The following is a 16,862-nucleotide window of genomic DNA, read 5'->3' on the forward strand; positions in this document are numbered from 1 at the left end:
CGGTTGTCACTGATAATGCGCGGCGTTCATGTCCACAAACTGGCGTAACGCTTATGCTGCATTTGTTCGCTGGCCTGGATTTCCATACCGGCCTGATGTTAATTCTCGCATTGTTGTTCGTGTTGTTTTATGAAGCCATCAATGGTTTTCATGACACGGCCAATGCGGTTGCTACAGTAATCTATACCCGTGCCATGCGCTCGCAACTTGCGGTCGTGATGGCTGGTTTGTTTAACTTTCTTGGCGTTATGCTCGGCGGTTTGAGTGTTGCTTACGCCATTGTTCATCTGTTGCCAACAGATCTGTTGTTGAACGTCAGTTCAGCACACGGATTAGCCATGGTGTTCTCCATGCTGCTGGCGGCTATCATCTGGAACCTCGGCACCTGGTATTTCGGTCTGCCGGCCTCCAGCTCCCATACGCTGATTGGCGCAATTATTGGTGTGGGTTTGACCAACGCACTGATGACACACACTTCGGTGGTGGATGCGCTTAACGTCCCGAAAATGATTGGTATTTTCCTGTCATTGCTCATCTCGCCGCTGGTCGGCATGATGGTCGCCGGGTTGATGGTGTTTGCCTTGCGCCGCTATTGGAGTGGCACCAAGAAACGCCAGCGTATCCACATGACCCCTGCGGAACGTGAAAAGGTCGACGGCAAACGTAAGCCGCCGTTCTGGACGCGCATCGCATTGATCCTGTCGGCTATTGGCGTCAGCTTCTCGCATGGCGCTAACGACGGCCAGAAAGGTATCGGCCTGATTATGCTGGTGCTGATCGGCGTGGCGCCAGCGGGCTTCGTGCTCAATATGAATGCAACCGGCTATGACATCACCCGTACACGTGATGCCGTTGCCCACCTGCAGCAATATTACCAACAGCACGGTGATGCCTTGTCGCACGTGGTCGCTCTCACTCCGTTGGTGCCAAGCCCGGACGAGGACGTATCGTCGGATAAACCCGCCGAGTTCCACTGTGACAGTGCCCGCGCTATGCCGGCGATTCAGCTTGCTTCCGGCTTGCTGAACAACCTGCAAAGTTACGATCAACTGACGGTAGATCAGCGCAGCCATCTGCGTCGCCTGCTGATGTGCGTAACGGATACTGCAGACAAGATCGCTAAGCTGCCTGAAACCTCAAGCCAGGACCAACGTTTCCTGAAAAACCTGCGTCAAGATCTGCTGCAAACCGTTGAGTATGCACCGATCTGGATTATCGTCGCGGTTGCTCTGGCGTTGTCACTCGGCACCATGGTGGGTTGGCAGCGTGTGGCGACCACCATTGGCGAGAAAATCGGTAAGAAAGGCATGACTTACGCCCAGGGCGTGTCGGCTCAGATGACCGCAGCCTTGTCGATTGGTGTTGCCAGCTATACCGGCATGCCCGTGTCCACTACCCACGTACTCTCTTCGGCGGTTGCCGGGACGATGATCGTGGACGGCGGCGGCGTGCAAAGCAAAACCGTGAAGAACATCCTGTTGGCCTGGTTACTGACCTTGCCGATCTCGATACTGCTTTCCGGTTCACTGTATTGGTTGGCACTTAAGCTGATCTAAGCAGTTTGCTCCATGAGAAAGGCGGCCCTGGTGGCCGCCTTTTCTTTGTCTGCTACGCGGAAAACAAACGGCCTTAATACCAGATCATCAGCGCGATAAGGCTGATAAACACCAGCCCGCTCAGGGCGGACGTCAACATAAACTGCCCGCGCACCCGCTCACAGCGGCGAATAAATTCCGGATCATGATGCTCGACATAGCGCTGCGAGAAGATATAGCGCACCAACCTTATCTGTTTGCTCGGCTGGCCATGAGCGGTAAAGAAGCCGCCACCGTCGACATATTGGTACAGCAGCGGGTCGCAGCCGCGCAGAACCACCAGCAGCGCACGCAGAGAAGAGTAATACCGCACCATGTTTAACACACACACCACACACAGAGCCCAAAATAGCGCGACGGTACTGATCATGATTGCCTCCTCAAGGCGTTGTTATCCACGGCGCTCCGCCGGGTCCAACTGCCCTACCTCTATACACGCATTACTGCTGGAGCCTACCGCTCCGATCCCCTTGTCACCGCACAGGCCGCGCATAACCCACCGCCTCTGGAGACAGCCTATCGCCATGCGGATACCTATCGCGCAGCTTTAGCTCAGAGGGGAAATGATAAGGCCCATAGTCATTATTGTAGGTTAACGAAACACAAACTGGCCTGAGCAGTAGATAAAATTTACCGCAACCCGCCATTTTGTCATCTGCCGATGGGTTATAACTCATAACCGCCCTGACAGACGCTGACGGTCTTTTCTTCTGCCCAAAGGGGTATTTAGGGCTATACTCTGTTCAAGAATGCTTATATTTCAATCGGTCAACCTTCACGCAGCCCTATAGGCGATAGGATTTCCTGCCTGGTGGGTGTACAACTGACTGAGTAGAGATAAAGAGATTTTTTGATGCGATGCAGTGTGATCGCCCCAACATATCATTACGTTATCTGAATGATAAAATGCAGGTAAACCTGAAGCGCCAGGCTGGTACGCTGAATGCCTGCTAACCTTTTAATCGGCATTATATGGAAGGAGTATTCTCATGGCTTACAAACACATTCTGATCGCGGTAGACCTATCACCAGAGAGCAAAATCCTGGTGGAAAAAGCCGTATCTATGGCGCGTCCGTACAACGCCAAAGTTTCCCTGATCCACGTAGATGTTAACTATTCCGACCTGTACACCGGCCTGATCGACGTTAATCTCGGCGACATGCAGAAACGTATCTCGGAAGAAACGCACCACGCGTTGACCGAGTTGTCACAAAATGCCGGCTATCCAATTACTGAAACCCTGAGCGGCAGTGGCGATTTGGCGCAGGTGCTGGTCGATGCCATCAAGAAATACGATATGGACCTGGTACTCTGTGGCCACCATCAGGATTTCTGGAGCAAGCTGATGTCCTCCGCACGTCAGTTGATCAACACCGTGCACATCGACATGCTGATTGTGCCGTTGCGTGACGAAGACGAAAAAGCCGAAGATTAAGTAAGCACACACTAACATAATTAGCCTACGCCCGCTTTCGCGGGCGTTTTTTGTTCCGCAGTCATCATTAATCGCTTGATAATCAACCGCCCTCCAATGATATAGTCGCTAAAGACACAACATCCTCCCCCAGAGGTTATCCATACCCATATTTATAAAAATAATGGGGGAAAAATCACGCTATACCCAATCGCTTACAGGTTACAGCCAGGCGGCAAACGCATGAATCCCCAATAACTTGGCTATATCAAGTGGCTGGGGTGAGGGCGGGAAGCCAACCACGCTGTAGTGTGGAAGACGAAGGGTAAAAAGGAGTTATCCATGGAAAATGCTTCATCGGTAGAATCATTCCTGTCTTCGTTACAACAGCATAATCCCCATCAGCCGGAATATTTGCAGGCAGTCAGAGAGGTTTTCACCTCGCTGTGGCCGTTTATCGAGCGCAACCCGCGCTATCGCGAATATGCACTGCTGGAACGCTTGGTGGAGCCAGAGCGCACCATCCAGTTCCGCGTCAGTTGGGTAGACGATCGCGGCCAGGTGCAGGTCAACCGTGCCTGGCGCGTGCAGTTCAACTCCGCCATCGGCCCCTACAAAGGCGGTATGCGCTTCCACCCATCGGTGAATTTGTCGATTCTGAAATTCCTTGGCTTTGAGCAGACGTTTAAAAATGCGCTGACCACCCTGCCAATGGGCGGCGGAAAAGGCGGTTCGGACTTTGATCCCAAAGGCAAAAGCCAGGCAGAGATCATGCGTTTCTGCCAGGCACTGATGACAGAGCTGTATCGCCATCTGGGGCCAGATACCGACGTGCCTGCCGGGGATATCGGCGTTGGCGGCCGGGAGGTCGGCTTTATGAGCGGCATGATGAAAAAACTGTCCAACAACACTGCCTGCGTGTTTACCGGCAAAGGGCTTTCATTTGGCGGCAGTCTGATTCGCCCAGAGGCTACCGGCTATGGGTTGGTGTACTTTACCGATGCCATGCTGCAACGCCATGGGCTAGGTTTTGAAGGCATGCGAGTCGCCGTTTCCGGTTCAGGTAACGTGGCGCAGTACACCATTGAGAAGGCGCTGGAGCTGGATGCGCGTGTGATCACCGTGTCAGACTCCGGTGGCACGCTGGTCGATGAGGCCGGTTTCACTACCGAAAAACTGGCCCATTTGGCGGAGATCAAGAACCAGCGCTATGGCCGGGTGGAAGATTACGCCCGCGAGCGCGGTCTGACGTATCTGGCCGGTCAGCAGCCGTGGAGCGTGCCGGTGGATATCGCCCTACCTTGCGCCACCCAAAATGAGCTGGATCTGGACGCCGCGCAGATGCTGATCCGCAACGGCGTGAAAGCCGTGGCTGAAGGCGCCAATATGCCAACCACCATTCAGGCAACCGATGCATTCCTGGACGCCGGCGTGCTGTTTGCGCCAGGCAAGGCCGCCAACGCCGGTGGCGTGGCGACGTCTGGTTTAGAGATGGCGCAGAATGCCGCACGCATTGGCTGGCGGGCGGAGAAAGTGGATGTACGTTTACAACATATCATGGCGGATATTCATCAATCCTGTGTGGAATATGGCGGTGAAGGGAAGCAAACTCACTACGTACACGGCGCCAATATCGCTGGATTCGTCAAAGTCGCCGACGCCATGCTGGCACAGGGCGTGCTCTAACATCGCCGTAAGGTGATCTTGTTCACACAACAGATAAATGCTTCAATGCCGGCCCCCAGGCCGGCGTTTTTACCCCCTCAACACCCCCGCATCGACACTCATTTTGTTTCTTATTTGTTATTCTTAATTTAATTAATTGTTAATTTTATGGTGTTTTTACGTGGTAAAATTACCACCCCTAAATTATTAAACATTTAATTAACATTAAAACCGTCATAATTTTACCTAAATGTGTGCAGATCACACTTCCCTAACTCTCGTTACGCGCCCTCTTCCATTCCTTTGTAATCTGCTCCGGTGGAATAAAACCACCCCTACAGATAAAAAAGGTACAGCGAATGAAATTTAACCTCGCATTATTAAATGCATGTGTGGTTTCTGCGTGCATGTTATCGACAACACCTGCCTTAGCGGCTGAAAAGTACGAGATTGCCGTGGTCGCCAAAGTGACCGGCATTCCCTGGTTTAACCGTATGGAAGTCGGCGTCAATGACGCGGCGAAAAAGCTCGATGTGAATGCCTATCAGACAGGGCCTTCTACCCCAGATCCTGCCGCACAGGTCAAAGTGATTGAAGACCTGATCGCCAAGAACGTTAACGCCATCATCGTCGTACCCAACGACGCCAAGGTACTGGAGCCGGTGCTGAAGAAGGCACGTGAAAAAGGCATCGTGGTGCTGACGCATGAATCACCGGATCAGCAGATTGGCCAGTGGGACATTGAAACCATCGACAGCGAGAAGTATGCACAGGCCAACGTCGATGAGCTGGCAAAAGACATGGGCGGCAAAGGCGGCTATGCCATTTACGTCGGGTCACTGACCGTGCCGTTGCACAACGCGTGGGCGGATTCCGCCATCAAGTACCAGAAAGCCAAATACCCGGACATGTTCGAGGTCACTTCGCGCCTGCCGGTGGCGGAAAGCATCGATAAATCCTACGCCACCACGCTGGATTTGATGAAAACCTACCCGCAGATGAAAGGCATTATCGGTTTCGGCTCTCTCGGCCCGATCGGTGCCGGCCAGGCAGTCGCCAAGAAGCGCGCCAAGGACAAGATTGCCGTAGTCGGTATTGCCATGCCGGCACAGGCTGCACCTTACCTGGTACGCGGTGACATCAAGAAAGCGCTGCTGTGGGACCCGAAAGACGCGGGTTATGCGCTGGTGACGATCGCCGATCGGTTGTTACAGGGCAAAGAAGTGACGAAAGACTTGTCGATCGAAGGGTTGGGTAAAGCCGACGTCGATATGGATAAGAAAGTGATTCGGTTTAATAAAATTCTTGAAGTCACCAAAGATAATGCCAAATCACTAGGATTTTAATTTTCAGTAATATTACGCCACACCGGGAAAGTTATTAAATAACGTCGGTGCGCAGCCTACCGCGCCCGACAATAATAAAAACCTGCACAGGTTAACGCTATGGCTACATCCTCCGCATTTATTACCCTGGAGAATATCAGTAAAAAATTCCCAGGGGTGCTGGCATTGGACCAGATCAACCTGACGCTAAATATTGGCGAAGTGCACTGCCTGGCCGGACAAAATGGCTGTGGCAAAAGCACCATAATTAAAATTATTTCCGGCGTTTATCAGCCGGAAAAAGGCGCCAATATTTCGTTGGAAGGAAAACTCTTTCATTCCCTGACACCGCAGCTGTCTGGCTATTACGGTATTCAGGTGATTTATCAAGATCTGTCTTTATTCCCCAACCTGACCGTGGCGGAAAATATCGCCATTCACCGTTATCTGCCGGGCGGCCATTTCTGGGTGCGAAAACGGGTTATGCGCCAGACGGCTCTGGACGCCATGGCACGCGTCGGCGTGCATATCGATCCCGACGCGAAAGTCGAAAAACTGTCGATTGCCGACCGCCAACTGGTGGCGATTTGCCGCGCCATTGCCGCCGAAGCACGGCTGGTGATCATGGATGAACCCACTGCCTCACTCACACGCCAAGAGGTCGACGGCCTGCTGCGGGTCGTTAACGAGCTGAAAGCAGCAGGCATCTGCGTGGTGTTTGTCAGCCACCGACTGGACGAAGTGATGGAAGTCGCCGACCGGATCAGCGTAATGCGCGACGGTAAACTGGTCGGCACTTACCCGGCAAGCCAGTTGGACAGCCATGAACTGGCGTTCCTGATGACCGGCCAACGCTTCCACTACAGCCAACTGCCCGCGCTGCCACCGACCGACGGCGCCCCCTTGCTTGAGGTTCGCAACCTGAGCAGGCAAGGAAAATATCAGGCGATTAATCTGTCACTCCACGGCGGCGAGATCGTCTCGATCGTCGGGTTACTTGGCGCGGGCCGTACCGAGCTGTGCCTTAGCCTGTTCGGCATGACGCGTCCCGACAGCGGTGAAATCAAGATAGGCGGCCAGCCGGTGCAACTGCATAACAACCGCGAAGCTGTACGTCATGGGATCGGCTATGTGTCTGAGGATCGCCTGACGCAAGGGCTGATCATGGATCAGTCGATCTACGACAACACCATCGTCACGGTGTTTGATCAATTGCACACCTCGCTCGGGCTGCTGGATCACGCCAAAGCCACCGAGTTGGTCAATCGGCTGATCCGCGATCTGAACATTAAAGTTTCCGACAGCGCATTGCCGGTCAAAACCCTGTCAGGCGGCAATGCCCAACGCATCGCTATCGCCAAGTGGGTCGCGACCAAACCGAAGATTTTGATCCTCGATTCCCCCACCGTGGGGGTCGATATCGCTAACAAAGAGGGGATCTACCAGATCGCCAAAGATCTGGCCGCACTCGGCATGGCCGTATTGATGATCTGCGATGAGATCCCAGAAGCCTACTACAACAGCCATCGGGTGATGGTGATGCGTAAAGGCGAGCTGATCGCCGAGTTTTCGCCGCACCAGAGTACCGAACAACAGATCGCCGAGGTGGTGAATGGATAAGTCATTACTGGCCCGCCTGGCTGGCCGGCACGAGTTTTACCTTGGCTTGTTGGTGTTACTGCTGGCCATTGGCCTGAGCGTCAGCACCAGCGAATTTCTGACGCTGGGCAACCTGACCGATGTTGCCACCAGCTATGCCATTCTCGGCATCCTCGCCTGCGGCCTTTTCGTGGTGTTGATTGCCGGGGGTATCGATATTTCGTTCCCGGCCATCACCGCCATCGCCCAGTATGTGATGGCCAGTTGGGTGATTCAGCACGGCGGCGGCTTCCCATTGGCCTTTGGCCTGGCGATCGGCGTCGGCTTGCTGCTGGGCCTGGTGAACGGTTTTCTGGTTTACTGGCTGAAGGTGCCGGCGATCATCATCACCATTGCCACACTGAACCTGTTCTACGGCCTGTTGGTGTATGCCACCAAGGGTACCTGGTTATACGGTTTCCCCGACTGGTTTATGGATGGCATCAGCTGGTTTTCGTTCCAGGGGAGTGACGGCTATGACTATGGCCTGACGCTGCCGCTACTGTGCCTGCTGGCGGTGATTATCGTCACTGGCGTGCTGATGAACTTTACTCGCCTTGGTCGCCAGATCTTCGCCATGGGCGGCAACCGCGATGCCGCGTCGCGCCTGGGGCTAAACCTGCTGCGGTTGCATTTCTACGTTTACGGCTACATGGGCATTCTGGCAGGCATCGCCGCCGTGGTGCAGGCACAGATCACCCAGTCGGTGGCGCCCAACTCCCTGCTCGGCTTTGAGTTGACGGTGCTGGCGGCGGTGGTGCTGGGCGGTACCAGCATGACGGGCGGTCGCGGTTCACTGACCGGCACGCTGCTCGGTGTGGTACTGCTGGCTTTCCTGCAGAACGGTTTGACGCTGCTCAGCGTATCGGCCTATTGGCACCAGGTATTCAGCGGCGCGATCATTTTGATCAGCATCAGCAGCACCGCCTGGAATGAAAAACGTAAGCTGGCCAAGGAGCTATGACATGACTCAGTTAACCCGCCTGATCCCGAACGATCGGATCATCCGCCTGCAGAGTGCGATCATTGTCGTTGTGGCGCTGCTGTTCGCCGGGCTGCTTGGATCGCGCTTCTTCAGTCTTGGCAATTTCCAGTCGATCGCCTCGCAGTTACCGATCCTCGGCATGCTGGCGCTTGGCATGGGCATTACCATGCTGACCGGCGGCATCAACTTGTCGATTATCGCCGGTGCCAACGCCTGCTCACTGGTGATGGCTGCCATTATCGTCAGCCATCCGGATCACCCCCTGTTCCTGGTGCTAGCCCTGCTTGCCGGGCTGCTGGTTGCCGTCGCCATTGGTGCACTTAACGGTGTGCTGGTGGCCTGGATCGGCGTTTCGCCGATTCTCGCATCGCTCGGCACCATGACGCTGATCACCGGCCTGAATATATTGCTGTCCAACGGGGCGGTGATCTCCGGCTTCCCGGCAGCGATTCAGTATCTGGGTAATGGCAGCCTGCTCGGCATCCCGGTGGCGCTGCTGCTGTTCCTGCTGGTCGCCGTTGGCCTGTGGCTGCTGCTGGAACACACCACGCTGGGGCGAAGCCTGTATTTAATCGGCTCCAACGAGCAAGCCACCCGTTTTAGCGGGGTGAACACGGCCAGAGTGCAAATCGCGGTCTATATCCTGTCCGCCCTGCTCGGTTGGGGCGCGGCGCTGCTGATGATGGCCAAATTCAACTCGGCCAAGGCCGGTTACGGCGAATCCTACCTGTTGGTGACCATTCTGGCTTCGGTGCTCGGCGGCATTAACCCAGACGGCGGGTTTGGTCGGGTGCTCGGCTTGGTGCTGGCGCTGATCGTACTGCAAATGCTGGAAAGTGGTCTCAACCTGTTGGGCGTCAGCAGCTATCTGACCATGGCCCTGTGGGGTGCGGTGCTGATCTTGTTTATCGCGTTACAGAATCGAAAAGTTTAGGTTGCGGACACAACCTTTAGGAGAAAAATAATGGCGAGCTATTTTATTGGCGTAGACGTAGGCACCGGAAGTGCGCGCGCAGGGGTGTTCGATCTCAATGGCCACATGGTCGGGCAGGCCAGCCGGGCTATCGATTTGTACCGCCCGAAGGCGGACTTTGTTGAGCAGTCATCTGACAATATCTGGCAGGCGGTATGCAACGCAGTGCGTGATGCAGTCAACCAGGCCGACATCAACCCCATTCAGGTCAAAGGGTTGGGCTTTGACGCCACCTGCTCTCTGGTGGTGCTGGACAAAGAAGGCCAACCGCTGACCGTCAGCCCATCCGGCCGTACCGAACAGAATATTATTGTGTGGATGGATCACCGGGCCATCACTCAGGCCGAGCGTATTAACGCCACCAAACACCGGGTGCTGGATTTCGTCGGCGGCATCATTTCGCCGGAGATGCAGACCCCCAAAATGCTGTGGTTGAAGCAGCATATGCCGACCACCTGGGCCAATGCGGGTTACCTGTTCGACCTGCCGGACTTCCTCACCTGGCGTGCCACCCAGGACGCCACCCGTTCGCTGTGTTCGACGGTATGTAAATGGACTTATCTTGGTCATGAACAGCGCTGGGACAAAAGCTATTTCAAACAAATTGGGTTGGAGGACGTGCTAGAGCACGATGCGGCCAAGATCGGCAGCGACGTCAAAATGATGGGCGAACCGCTCGGCCACGGCCTGACTCTGCGTGCCGCCAGTGAAATGGGGCTGATCGCCGGCACGGCGGTCAGCGTGTCGATTATCGATGCCCATGCCGGCACCCTCGGCACGCTGGGCGCCACCGGGGCCTCCGGTGAAGTGGCAGACTTTAACCGCCGCGTCGCACTGATCGGCGGCACCTCCACCGGCCATATGGCCATGTCACGCACCGCCCGGTTTATTCCCGGCGTGTGGGGGCCCTATTACTCGGCCATTCTGCCGGAATACTGGTTGAATGAAGGCGGCCAGTCCGCCACCGGTGCACTGATTGACCACGTCATCCAGTCGCACCCGTGTTATCAGGAACTGCTGGCGCAGGCAAAAACGCAGGGTCAGACCATCTATGAAGTGCTGAACGCCCTGCTGCGCCGTATGGCTGGCGAGCCGGAGGATATTGCCTATCTGACCAAAGACATTCATATGCTGCCGTATTTCCACGGCAACCGCTCGCCGCGCGCCAATCCGACGCTGACCGGCACCCTGACCGGGCTAAAACTGTCCCGCACGCCGGAAGACATGGCGCTGCATTATCTGGCAACGATCCAGGCCATTGCGCTCGGCACTCGCCATATTATTGAAACCATGAATCAAAGCGGTTACAGCATCGATACCATCATGGCCAGCGGTGGCGGCACCAAGAACCCAATCTTCGTGCAGGAACATGCCAATGCCACCGGCTGCGCCATGCTGTTGCCGGAAGAGAGCGAGGCGATGCTGTTGGGCGGCGCGATGATGGGAACCGTGGCCGCCGGGGTATTCGATACCCTGCCGGAAGCGATGAGCGCCATGAGCCGTATCGGTAAAACCGTCACGCCGCAAACCAACAAAATCAAACAATACTATGACCGTAAATACCGCGTGTTCCATGAGTTGTATAACGACCATATGAAATACCGCCAACTGATGCAGGAGGATGCCTGATGCAACAGGAATGGCAGCGAGCAACTGAGGCCTGGGCAATCTACAGCCAGGAGCTGGCCCAGTTGGGACAACGCATCGACGCGCAGACCTGGCAAAAGTTGCTGACGTTGTTGGCGGAGTGTCAGGGCAAAATTGTGGTCACTGGCGTCGGCACTTCCGGCATTGCGGCGCGCAAGATTGCCCATATGCTGGCCTGCGTGGAACGACCGGCCATTTATCTCAATCCCACCGACGCGGCACACGGCGATCTGGGTTTTCTGCGCAGTGATGATCTGATGATTTTGATTTCACGCGGGGGCAATTCCGACGAACTGACCCGCCTGTTACCCACGTTGCAAGCCAAGGGCGTACCGCTGATTGGCGTGACGGAAAACCCGGATTCGGCGATCGCCAAAGCCTCGCCATTGGTGATAAGCACAGGCGTGGAAAATGAAATAGATCCGCTGAATATGCTGGCAACGACCTCTATCGTGCTGGTATTGGCAATTTTCGATGCTGCCTGCGCCTGCCTGATGGAACGCAGTGGCTACGACAAAGAAACGCTGCTGGCGGTACACCCTGGAGGGGACGTCGGCAAGCGCCTGCTGGAGGGGAATTAAGCTTTAGCCGGTATGATGTGGGCTCAGCATGCTGAGCCCTTACGCATGCTGAGCCTGCAACTATCAGGCCTTATTAATCGCTTCAATAATCACTAACCGATCGCTCAGACGTTTTTTCTCCACCGGATCGCTGGCGGTGGCTAACTGTGCCTTCAACGCTGCCTGTTGCTGTTGGCGTGCTTGTGGCTCACCGATCAGTAGCTGTTTCACGTTGAATGACGCGACATTACCGTAACGCCCATCTTCGCTGGTTGGTACGCTGATTTTGCCGTCGTTCAGCAACTTTTCGACGATTTTACGCTCACGGTCATAACCTTCCAGCCCAACCAACTGCCAGCGCTGCACCGCCTGTCCCTGATACTGACCTTTTTTCACCTCGGTCAAATAACGGATAGTCAGATTGCGGATGGTGCCTGCCTCTTCGCCGTATTCCACCTTGCTGTCCGACAGGACCGGGAACTGCATGCCTTCCAACGCACCGCCTTTTTGCGTCAGGTGCCCCATGCGGTAACTGTTCATGCCCAGACGGATCGGCGTGCTGTCGGTCACTGGCGTGCCGTCGGCCATGCGCAGATCGCGGATACGCTGCCCGGCCGGTTGGCGCAGGTCGATTTTGTAGGTCACGCCATCGAAGAAATCATTGGTGGAGTATTTTGACGCACGACGCTGCGGGTTGAAGCTGTAAGTCACATCGCCATCATGCAGTTGGTTAAAGTAACCTGCCGACCATTCCATGTACTTCTTCAATTCTTTACCGCTGAGTTGATAGACGGTGATCTCACCGCCGGCATACTGGTAGTTAAAAGCGATGTCTTTGGCCGTGATCGTACCGACGTTCAATTTTGGTCGGTCGTTATCAATCTGCAACGCAATCACCTGCGCCTTAGGCGCATAGTAACGGCTGGCTTCCTGATACAGTTTGCTGATGCCGGTGTCCTGCACATGAACCTGCGGAATCCCCTTTATCGCATCCGGTGGTACCAGATCCTGGCCGGTCAGTTGAGCAATAGGTCGGTTGGCGTTCGCTCGCAGAATCTTGTGGTACGGCCGGTAAATCTCTTCCAGCTTTTTATCCGACGTGATGCCTTTGATCGGGTAGGTATAACTGTCTTTGTTGATCAGCACGTACTTGCCGTTGTGCTGCTCAAACTGTAAATCAATACGCGACAGTGCGCGGCCATATTTGTCCGGCTCGGTAACGATCACGCCGTTGATCACGTCTTTATCGACTTTCACGTGCATATGCCCGGCAACAATCGCCGCCAGTTCCGGGTTAGCGCGAGCAATGTCGCCCACACCGGTGCCTGGGCGTTGGTTTTCGTTGTCGATCCCCATGTGCGCGACCAGCACAATGGCATCTACTTCACCCTGAATCTGCTGAATCACCTGCTTTACCGCCTGCACTGGGTCGGTAAAGTTGAGCCCTTTCACCCGGTCGGTGCCCTTGGCAAATTCTGCGGTCATCGGCGTATCCATGCCGATAATCCCGATTTTCACGCCTTGGCGTTCAATGATTTTATACGCCGGCAGGTAGGGTTTACCGCTGTCCCACAGAATGTTACCGGCCAATGCCGTGCCCTTGAACTGGTTCAGTGAGGTGGAAAGGGGTTTGAGGCCAAAGTCGAATTCATGGTTACCCATCACCCAAACGTCGTAGTTGAGCGCGTTAAAGCCGAGGATCATCGGGCTGGTTTTATCGTTCTTAAAGGTTTCGACAAAGTTACCCTGAAGGGTATCGCCGGCATCGACCAGGATCACATTCGGCTGCTGAGCGCGCACCTGATGCACCTGAGTCGCAATTTGGCTCAGGCTGCCGGCCAGGTTTTCGGTATCGGTTGAGTAATCCCAGGGCACAAAGGTGCCGTGCAGATCAGACGTGCCAAGAATGGTGATATTGACAGGTTCAGAGGCCATCGCAGAGGTACCCAGGCATAGCAAAGCGGCAAGGAGTGTCTTCTTCATATTTATCTAATTATAGGAAGGGAAATGAAAAGGAATCATGCGATCTGGAACACAAGCTTGCTAGTATCTTTGCAAGGTAAAAAATAAAATTGGGAGGTGGATCAATGAATACCTCCCTATTTCGCCCTCTATGCCCTAAATAATTGGCGTTGTATCAAGGCGGCTTGCAGGGACGCAGCATGCTGCGTCCAAATTACCGTGGATAGGGCATATAAATATCGAAACGGTGACTCTTGGTGGTCGAAGCCGCATGCGCCGGCACGTTAGCCAACGGCGGGGCGTAATCCGGGCGCTTTACCACTACGCGCTTGGTCGCCAAACGGCGTGCCGGTTCCAGCAGGCCATCGGCGTCATCGTCGCTGCCCACCAGCGACTGGAATACCCGCATTTCTTTCTTCACCAGCGCACTCTTCTGCTTGTGCGGGTACATCGGGTCCAGATACACGACCTCCGGCCGTGGCTCAATATCACCCAGCGCCGTCAGGCTGGAAGCGTGCAACAACGTCATACGCTCACGCAACCACGGGCCGATTTCCGCATCCTGATAGCCGCGCTGTAGGCCATCGTCCAGCAATGCCGCCACCACAGGGTTACGTTCCAGCATCCGCACCTTGCAGCCCAGCGACGCCAGCACAAAAGCATCGCGCCCCAGACCGGCAGTGGCGTCCACCACGTCCGGCAGATAGCTGCCCTTGATGCCGACGGCCTTCGCCACAGCCTCACCCCGTCCGCCGCCAAATTTGCGCCGATGCGCCATAGCGCCGGAAATGAAATCGACGTAGATCGCCCCGAGTTTGGGTTCGTCACGCTTACGCAGCTCCAACCGTTCAGGCGTCAATACCAGCGCCATCAGCGCGTCGTCGTCCGAGGTTAACTGCCAGCGTTCCGCCAGAATAGACAAGGCGCCGGGATCGGCGCCTTCTTCACACAATAAACACACGCTCACCGGTGGGGTTATCCTTTAATGCCGTAATGGCGCAGCATAGCATCCAGCTGCGGCTCACGGCCACGGAAGCGTTTGAACAGTTCCATCGGTTCTTCAGAACCGCCGCGCGACAGGATGTTGTCGAGGAAGGACTTGCCGGTTTCGGCGTTGAAAATCCCCTCTTCTTCAAAGCGCGAATACGCATCGGCCGACAGCACCTCCGCCCACAGGTAGCTGTAGTAACCCGCTGCGTAACCACCGGCAAAGATATGGCTGAAAGCATGCGGGAAACGGCCCCAGCTTGGTGAAGGCACGACTGCTACCCTTTTTTTCACTTCCGCCAGTGTTGGCAAGATCTGTGCGCCCCGTGAAGGGTTGTATTCGGCGTGCATGCGGAAATCGAACAGACCGAATTCCAACTGACGCAGAATGAACAGCGCCGCCTGGTAGTTTTTGGCGGCCAGCAGCTTGTCGAGCATCTCTTTCGGCAACGGCTCGCCACTCTGGTAATGACCGGAGATAAACGCCAGCGCTTCCGGCTCCCAGCACCAGTTTTCCATAAACTGGCTCGGCAGTTCGACGGCATCCCATGGCACACCGCTGATGCCGGAAACGCCCGCGGTGTCGATCTGAGTCAGCATATGGTGCAGACCGTGACCAAACTCATGGAACAACGTAGTCACTTCGTTATGCGTGAACAGCGCTGGCTTGTCGCCCAGCGGCCGGTTGAAGTTACAGGTCAGGTAAGCAACCGGTTTTTGCAACTCGCCGTTGGCCTTGCGCAGGCTGCCGACACAGTCGTCCATCCATGCCCCACCGCGCTTGTTCTCGCGTGCGTACAGGTCAAGATAGAAGCTACCGCGCAGCTCGCCGCTCGCGTCGAACAGGTCAAAGAAGCGGACCTCTGGATGCCAGGTATCCACATCCTTGCGCTCTTTGGCAGTGATGCCGTAAATACGTTTAACCACTTCGAACAGCCCTTCCACCACGCGCTGTTCCGGGAAGTAGGGGCGCAGTTGCTCGTCGCTGATCGAGAACAGATGTTGCTTCTGCTTTTCGCCGTAATAGGTGATGTCCCAGGCTTCCAGCTCATCCACACCGTAATGTTGTTTGGCAAAGGCACGCAGTTGAGCCAGCTCTTGCTCAGCCTGAGGACGGGCACGTTTGGCCAGATCGTTCAGGAAACCGAGCACCTGCTCCGGGTTTTCGGCCATTTTGGTCGCCAACGACTTGTCGGCGTAGCTGTCAAAGCCCAACAACTGGGCCAGTTCGTGGCGCAGCGCCAGCGTTTCCGCCATCACGTCGCTGTTGTCCCACTTGCCGGCATTCGGCCCCTGATCGGAAGCACGGGTAGCAAACGCGCGATACATCTCTTCACGCAGTGCACGGTTGTCCCCGTAGGTGAGCACGGGCAAATAGCTCGGCATATCCAGCGTCAACAACCAGCCGTCCTGCTCTTTGGCCTGCGCCATTGCCTGAGCCTGAGCCAATGCGCTTTCCGGCAGGCCGCTCAGCTCAGCTTTATCAGTGATAAGCTTGCTCCAGCCCATCGTCGCGTCGAGAACATTGTTGCTGTATGTGGAACCCAGCTCGGACAGACGCGCGACGATCTCGCCGTAGCGACGCTGTTTTTCCGGTGACAGGCCGATGCCTGACAATTCAAAATCACGCAGCGCATTTTCTACCGACTTACGCTGTGGTGCACTCAGGTCATTGAATGCCGCCCCTTCTTTCAGGCTGCGATAAGCCTGGTACAAGCCTTCGTGCTGCCCAACCCAGGTGCCGTACTCAGACAGCAACGGCAACGCCTGCTCATAGGCCGCGCGCAACTCCGGGCTGTTTTTTACCGAATTCAGATGCCCAATCGGCGACCAGATGCGCGACAGGCGATCGTCAGACTCCGCCAGCGGCTGACACAGGTTATCCCAGGTGAATGGCCCCGGCTGCGCGACAACGCGCTCTACCGCAGCGCGGCAATCGGCCAACGCGGATTGCACCGCAGGCACGATATCTTCAGGGCGAATGGCGGAAAACGGCGGCAGGGAAAACGGGGTCAGCAACGGATTTGTCATAGGGCAGTCCTGATTAGCGTTGGGGCCCGCCGCAACGGGCAGGCCTTAAAATGCGTATGAATATCTAACATGGAGCCAA

Annotated in this window: 13 protein-coding genes; 9 read left to right on the forward strand and 4 right to left on the reverse strand. The window is 55.5% G+C overall.

Annotated features, from left to right (window positions below; translation table 11 throughout):
* Positions 1-53: 53 nt before the first annotated feature.
* A complete protein-coding gene (pitA, locus tag AC2FC2_RS17620; RefSeq protein WP_209639313.1) occupies positions 54-1,556 on the forward strand; it encodes an inorganic phosphate transporter PitA in 1,503 nt (500 codons plus the stop codon).
* Positions 1,557-1,629: 73 nt separating this feature from the next.
* Here pitA and uspB read toward each other — a convergent pair whose 3' ends face one another.
* The gene (gene uspB, locus AC2FC2_RS17625) at positions 1,630-1,965 is read right to left on the reverse strand and encodes a universal stress protein UspB (RefSeq protein WP_061808549.1); all 336 of its coding nucleotides are present in this window, start codon (positions 1,963-1,965) and stop codon (positions 1,630-1,632) included.
* 619 nt (positions 1,966-2,584) lie between these two features.
* Here uspB and uspA point away from each other — a divergent pair.
* From uspA to AC2FC2_RS17665, 8 genes are all read left to right on the forward strand, one after another.
* The gene (uspA, locus tag AC2FC2_RS17630) at positions 2,585-3,031 is read left to right on the forward strand and encodes a universal stress protein UspA (RefSeq protein ID WP_012147365.1); all 447 of its coding nucleotides are present in this window, start codon (positions 2,585-2,587) and stop codon (positions 3,029-3,031) included.
* 321 nt (positions 3,032-3,352) lie between these two features.
* The gene (gdhA, locus tag AC2FC2_RS17635) at positions 3,353-4,696 is read left to right on the forward strand and encodes an NADP-specific glutamate dehydrogenase (protein WP_209639316.1); all 1,344 of its coding nucleotides are present in this window, start codon (positions 3,353-3,355) and stop codon (positions 4,694-4,696) included.
* 338 nt (positions 4,697-5,034) lie between these two features.
* Positions 5,035-6,021, forward strand: coding sequence for an autoinducer 2 ABC transporter substrate-binding protein (locus AC2FC2_RS17640; protein WP_265556069.1), 987 nt, complete (start codon positions 5,035-5,037; stop codon positions 6,019-6,021).
* Between the two features lie 99 nt (positions 6,022-6,120).
* Positions 6,121-7,620 carry a sugar ABC transporter ATP-binding protein gene (locus tag AC2FC2_RS17645; RefSeq protein ID WP_490659634.1) on the forward strand — a complete coding sequence of 500 codons (1,500 nt, stop codon included), beginning with the start codon at positions 6,121-6,123 and terminating at the stop codon, positions 7,618-7,620.
* Positions 7,613-8,602, forward strand: a complete 990-nt coding sequence (locus AC2FC2_RS17650; RefSeq protein ID WP_209639324.1) for an ABC transporter permease — start codon at positions 7,613-7,615, stop codon at positions 8,600-8,602. Before AC2FC2_RS17645 ends, AC2FC2_RS17650 begins: the two co-directional genes overlap by 8 nt.
* Position 8,603: 1 nt before the next feature.
* Positions 8,604-9,557: an ABC transporter permease gene (locus AC2FC2_RS17655; protein WP_209639328.1), complete on the forward strand. Its 954-nt coding sequence runs from the start codon at positions 8,604-8,606 to the stop codon at positions 9,555-9,557.
* 30 nt (positions 9,558-9,587) lie between these two features.
* Positions 9,588-11,225 carry an FGGY-family carbohydrate kinase gene (locus AC2FC2_RS17660; RefSeq protein WP_265556071.1) on the forward strand — a complete coding sequence of 546 codons (1,638 nt, stop codon included), beginning with the start codon at positions 9,588-9,590 and terminating at the stop codon, positions 11,223-11,225.
* Positions 11,225-11,824 carry a KpsF/GutQ family sugar-phosphate isomerase gene (locus AC2FC2_RS17665; RefSeq protein ID WP_265556072.1) on the forward strand — a complete coding sequence of 200 codons (600 nt, stop codon included), beginning with the start codon at positions 11,225-11,227 and terminating at the stop codon, positions 11,822-11,824. Before AC2FC2_RS17660 ends, AC2FC2_RS17665 begins: the two co-directional genes overlap by 1 nt.
* A 63-nt stretch (positions 11,825-11,887) precedes the next feature.
* On the opposite strand, the gene AC2FC2_RS17670 is transcribed toward AC2FC2_RS17665, so the two are convergent.
* From AC2FC2_RS17670 to prlC, 3 genes are all read right to left on the reverse strand, one after another.
* Positions 11,888-13,786: a bifunctional metallophosphatase/5'-nucleotidase gene (locus AC2FC2_RS17670; RefSeq protein ID WP_265556073.1), complete on the reverse strand. Its 1,899-nt coding sequence runs from the start codon at positions 13,784-13,786 to the stop codon at positions 11,888-11,890.
* A 193-nt stretch (positions 13,787-13,979) separates the two neighbouring features.
* The gene (gene rsmJ / locus AC2FC2_RS17675; protein WP_209639340.1) at positions 13,980-14,732 is read right to left on the reverse strand and encodes a 16S rRNA (guanine(1516)-N(2))-methyltransferase RsmJ; all 753 of its coding nucleotides are present in this window, start codon (positions 14,730-14,732) and stop codon (positions 13,980-13,982) included.
* A gap of 8 nt (positions 14,733-14,740) precedes the next feature.
* Positions 14,741-16,783 carry an oligopeptidase A gene (gene prlC / locus AC2FC2_RS17680; RefSeq protein WP_265556074.1) on the reverse strand — a complete coding sequence of 681 codons (2,043 nt, stop codon included), beginning with the start codon at positions 16,781-16,783 and terminating at the stop codon, positions 14,741-14,743.
* Positions 16,784-16,862: the final 79 nt, after the last annotated feature.

The organism is Serratia sp. CoH_122_TC_1 (assembly GCF_058191755.1).

Coding starts and splice junctions, on each gene's coding strand:
- pitA (WP_209639313.1), top strand. CDS start 54: ATGCTGCATTTGTTCGCTGGCCTGGATTTCCATACCGGCCTGATGTTA.
- uspB (WP_061808549.1), bottom strand. CDS start 1,965: ATGATCAGTACCGTCGCGCTATTTTGGGCTCTGTGTGTGGTGTGTGTG.
- uspA (WP_012147365.1), top strand. CDS start 2,585: ATGGCTTACAAACACATTCTGATCGCGGTAGACCTATCACCAGAGAGC.
- gdhA (WP_209639316.1), top strand. CDS start 3,353: ATGGAAAATGCTTCATCGGTAGAATCATTCCTGTCTTCGTTACAACAG.
- AC2FC2_RS17640 (WP_265556069.1), top strand. CDS start 5,035: ATGAAATTTAACCTCGCATTATTAAATGCATGTGTGGTTTCTGCGTGC.
- AC2FC2_RS17645 (WP_490659634.1), top strand. CDS start 6,121: ATGGCTACATCCTCCGCATTTATTACCCTGGAGAATATCAGTAAAAAA.
- AC2FC2_RS17650 (WP_209639324.1), top strand. CDS start 7,613: ATGGATAAGTCATTACTGGCCCGCCTGGCTGGCCGGCACGAGTTTTAC.
- AC2FC2_RS17655 (WP_209639328.1), top strand. CDS start 8,604: ATGACTCAGTTAACCCGCCTGATCCCGAACGATCGGATCATCCGCCTG.
- AC2FC2_RS17660 (WP_265556071.1), top strand. CDS start 9,588: ATGGCGAGCTATTTTATTGGCGTAGACGTAGGCACCGGAAGTGCGCGC.
- AC2FC2_RS17665 (WP_265556072.1), top strand. CDS start 11,225: ATGCAACAGGAATGGCAGCGAGCAACTGAGGCCTGGGCAATCTACAGC.
- AC2FC2_RS17670 (WP_265556073.1), bottom strand. CDS start 13,786: ATGAAGAAGACACTCCTTGCCGCTTTGCTATGCCTGGGTACCTCTGCG.
- prlC (WP_265556074.1), bottom strand. CDS start 16,783: ATGACAAATCCGTTGCTGACCCCGTTTTCCCTGCCGCCGTTTTCCGCC.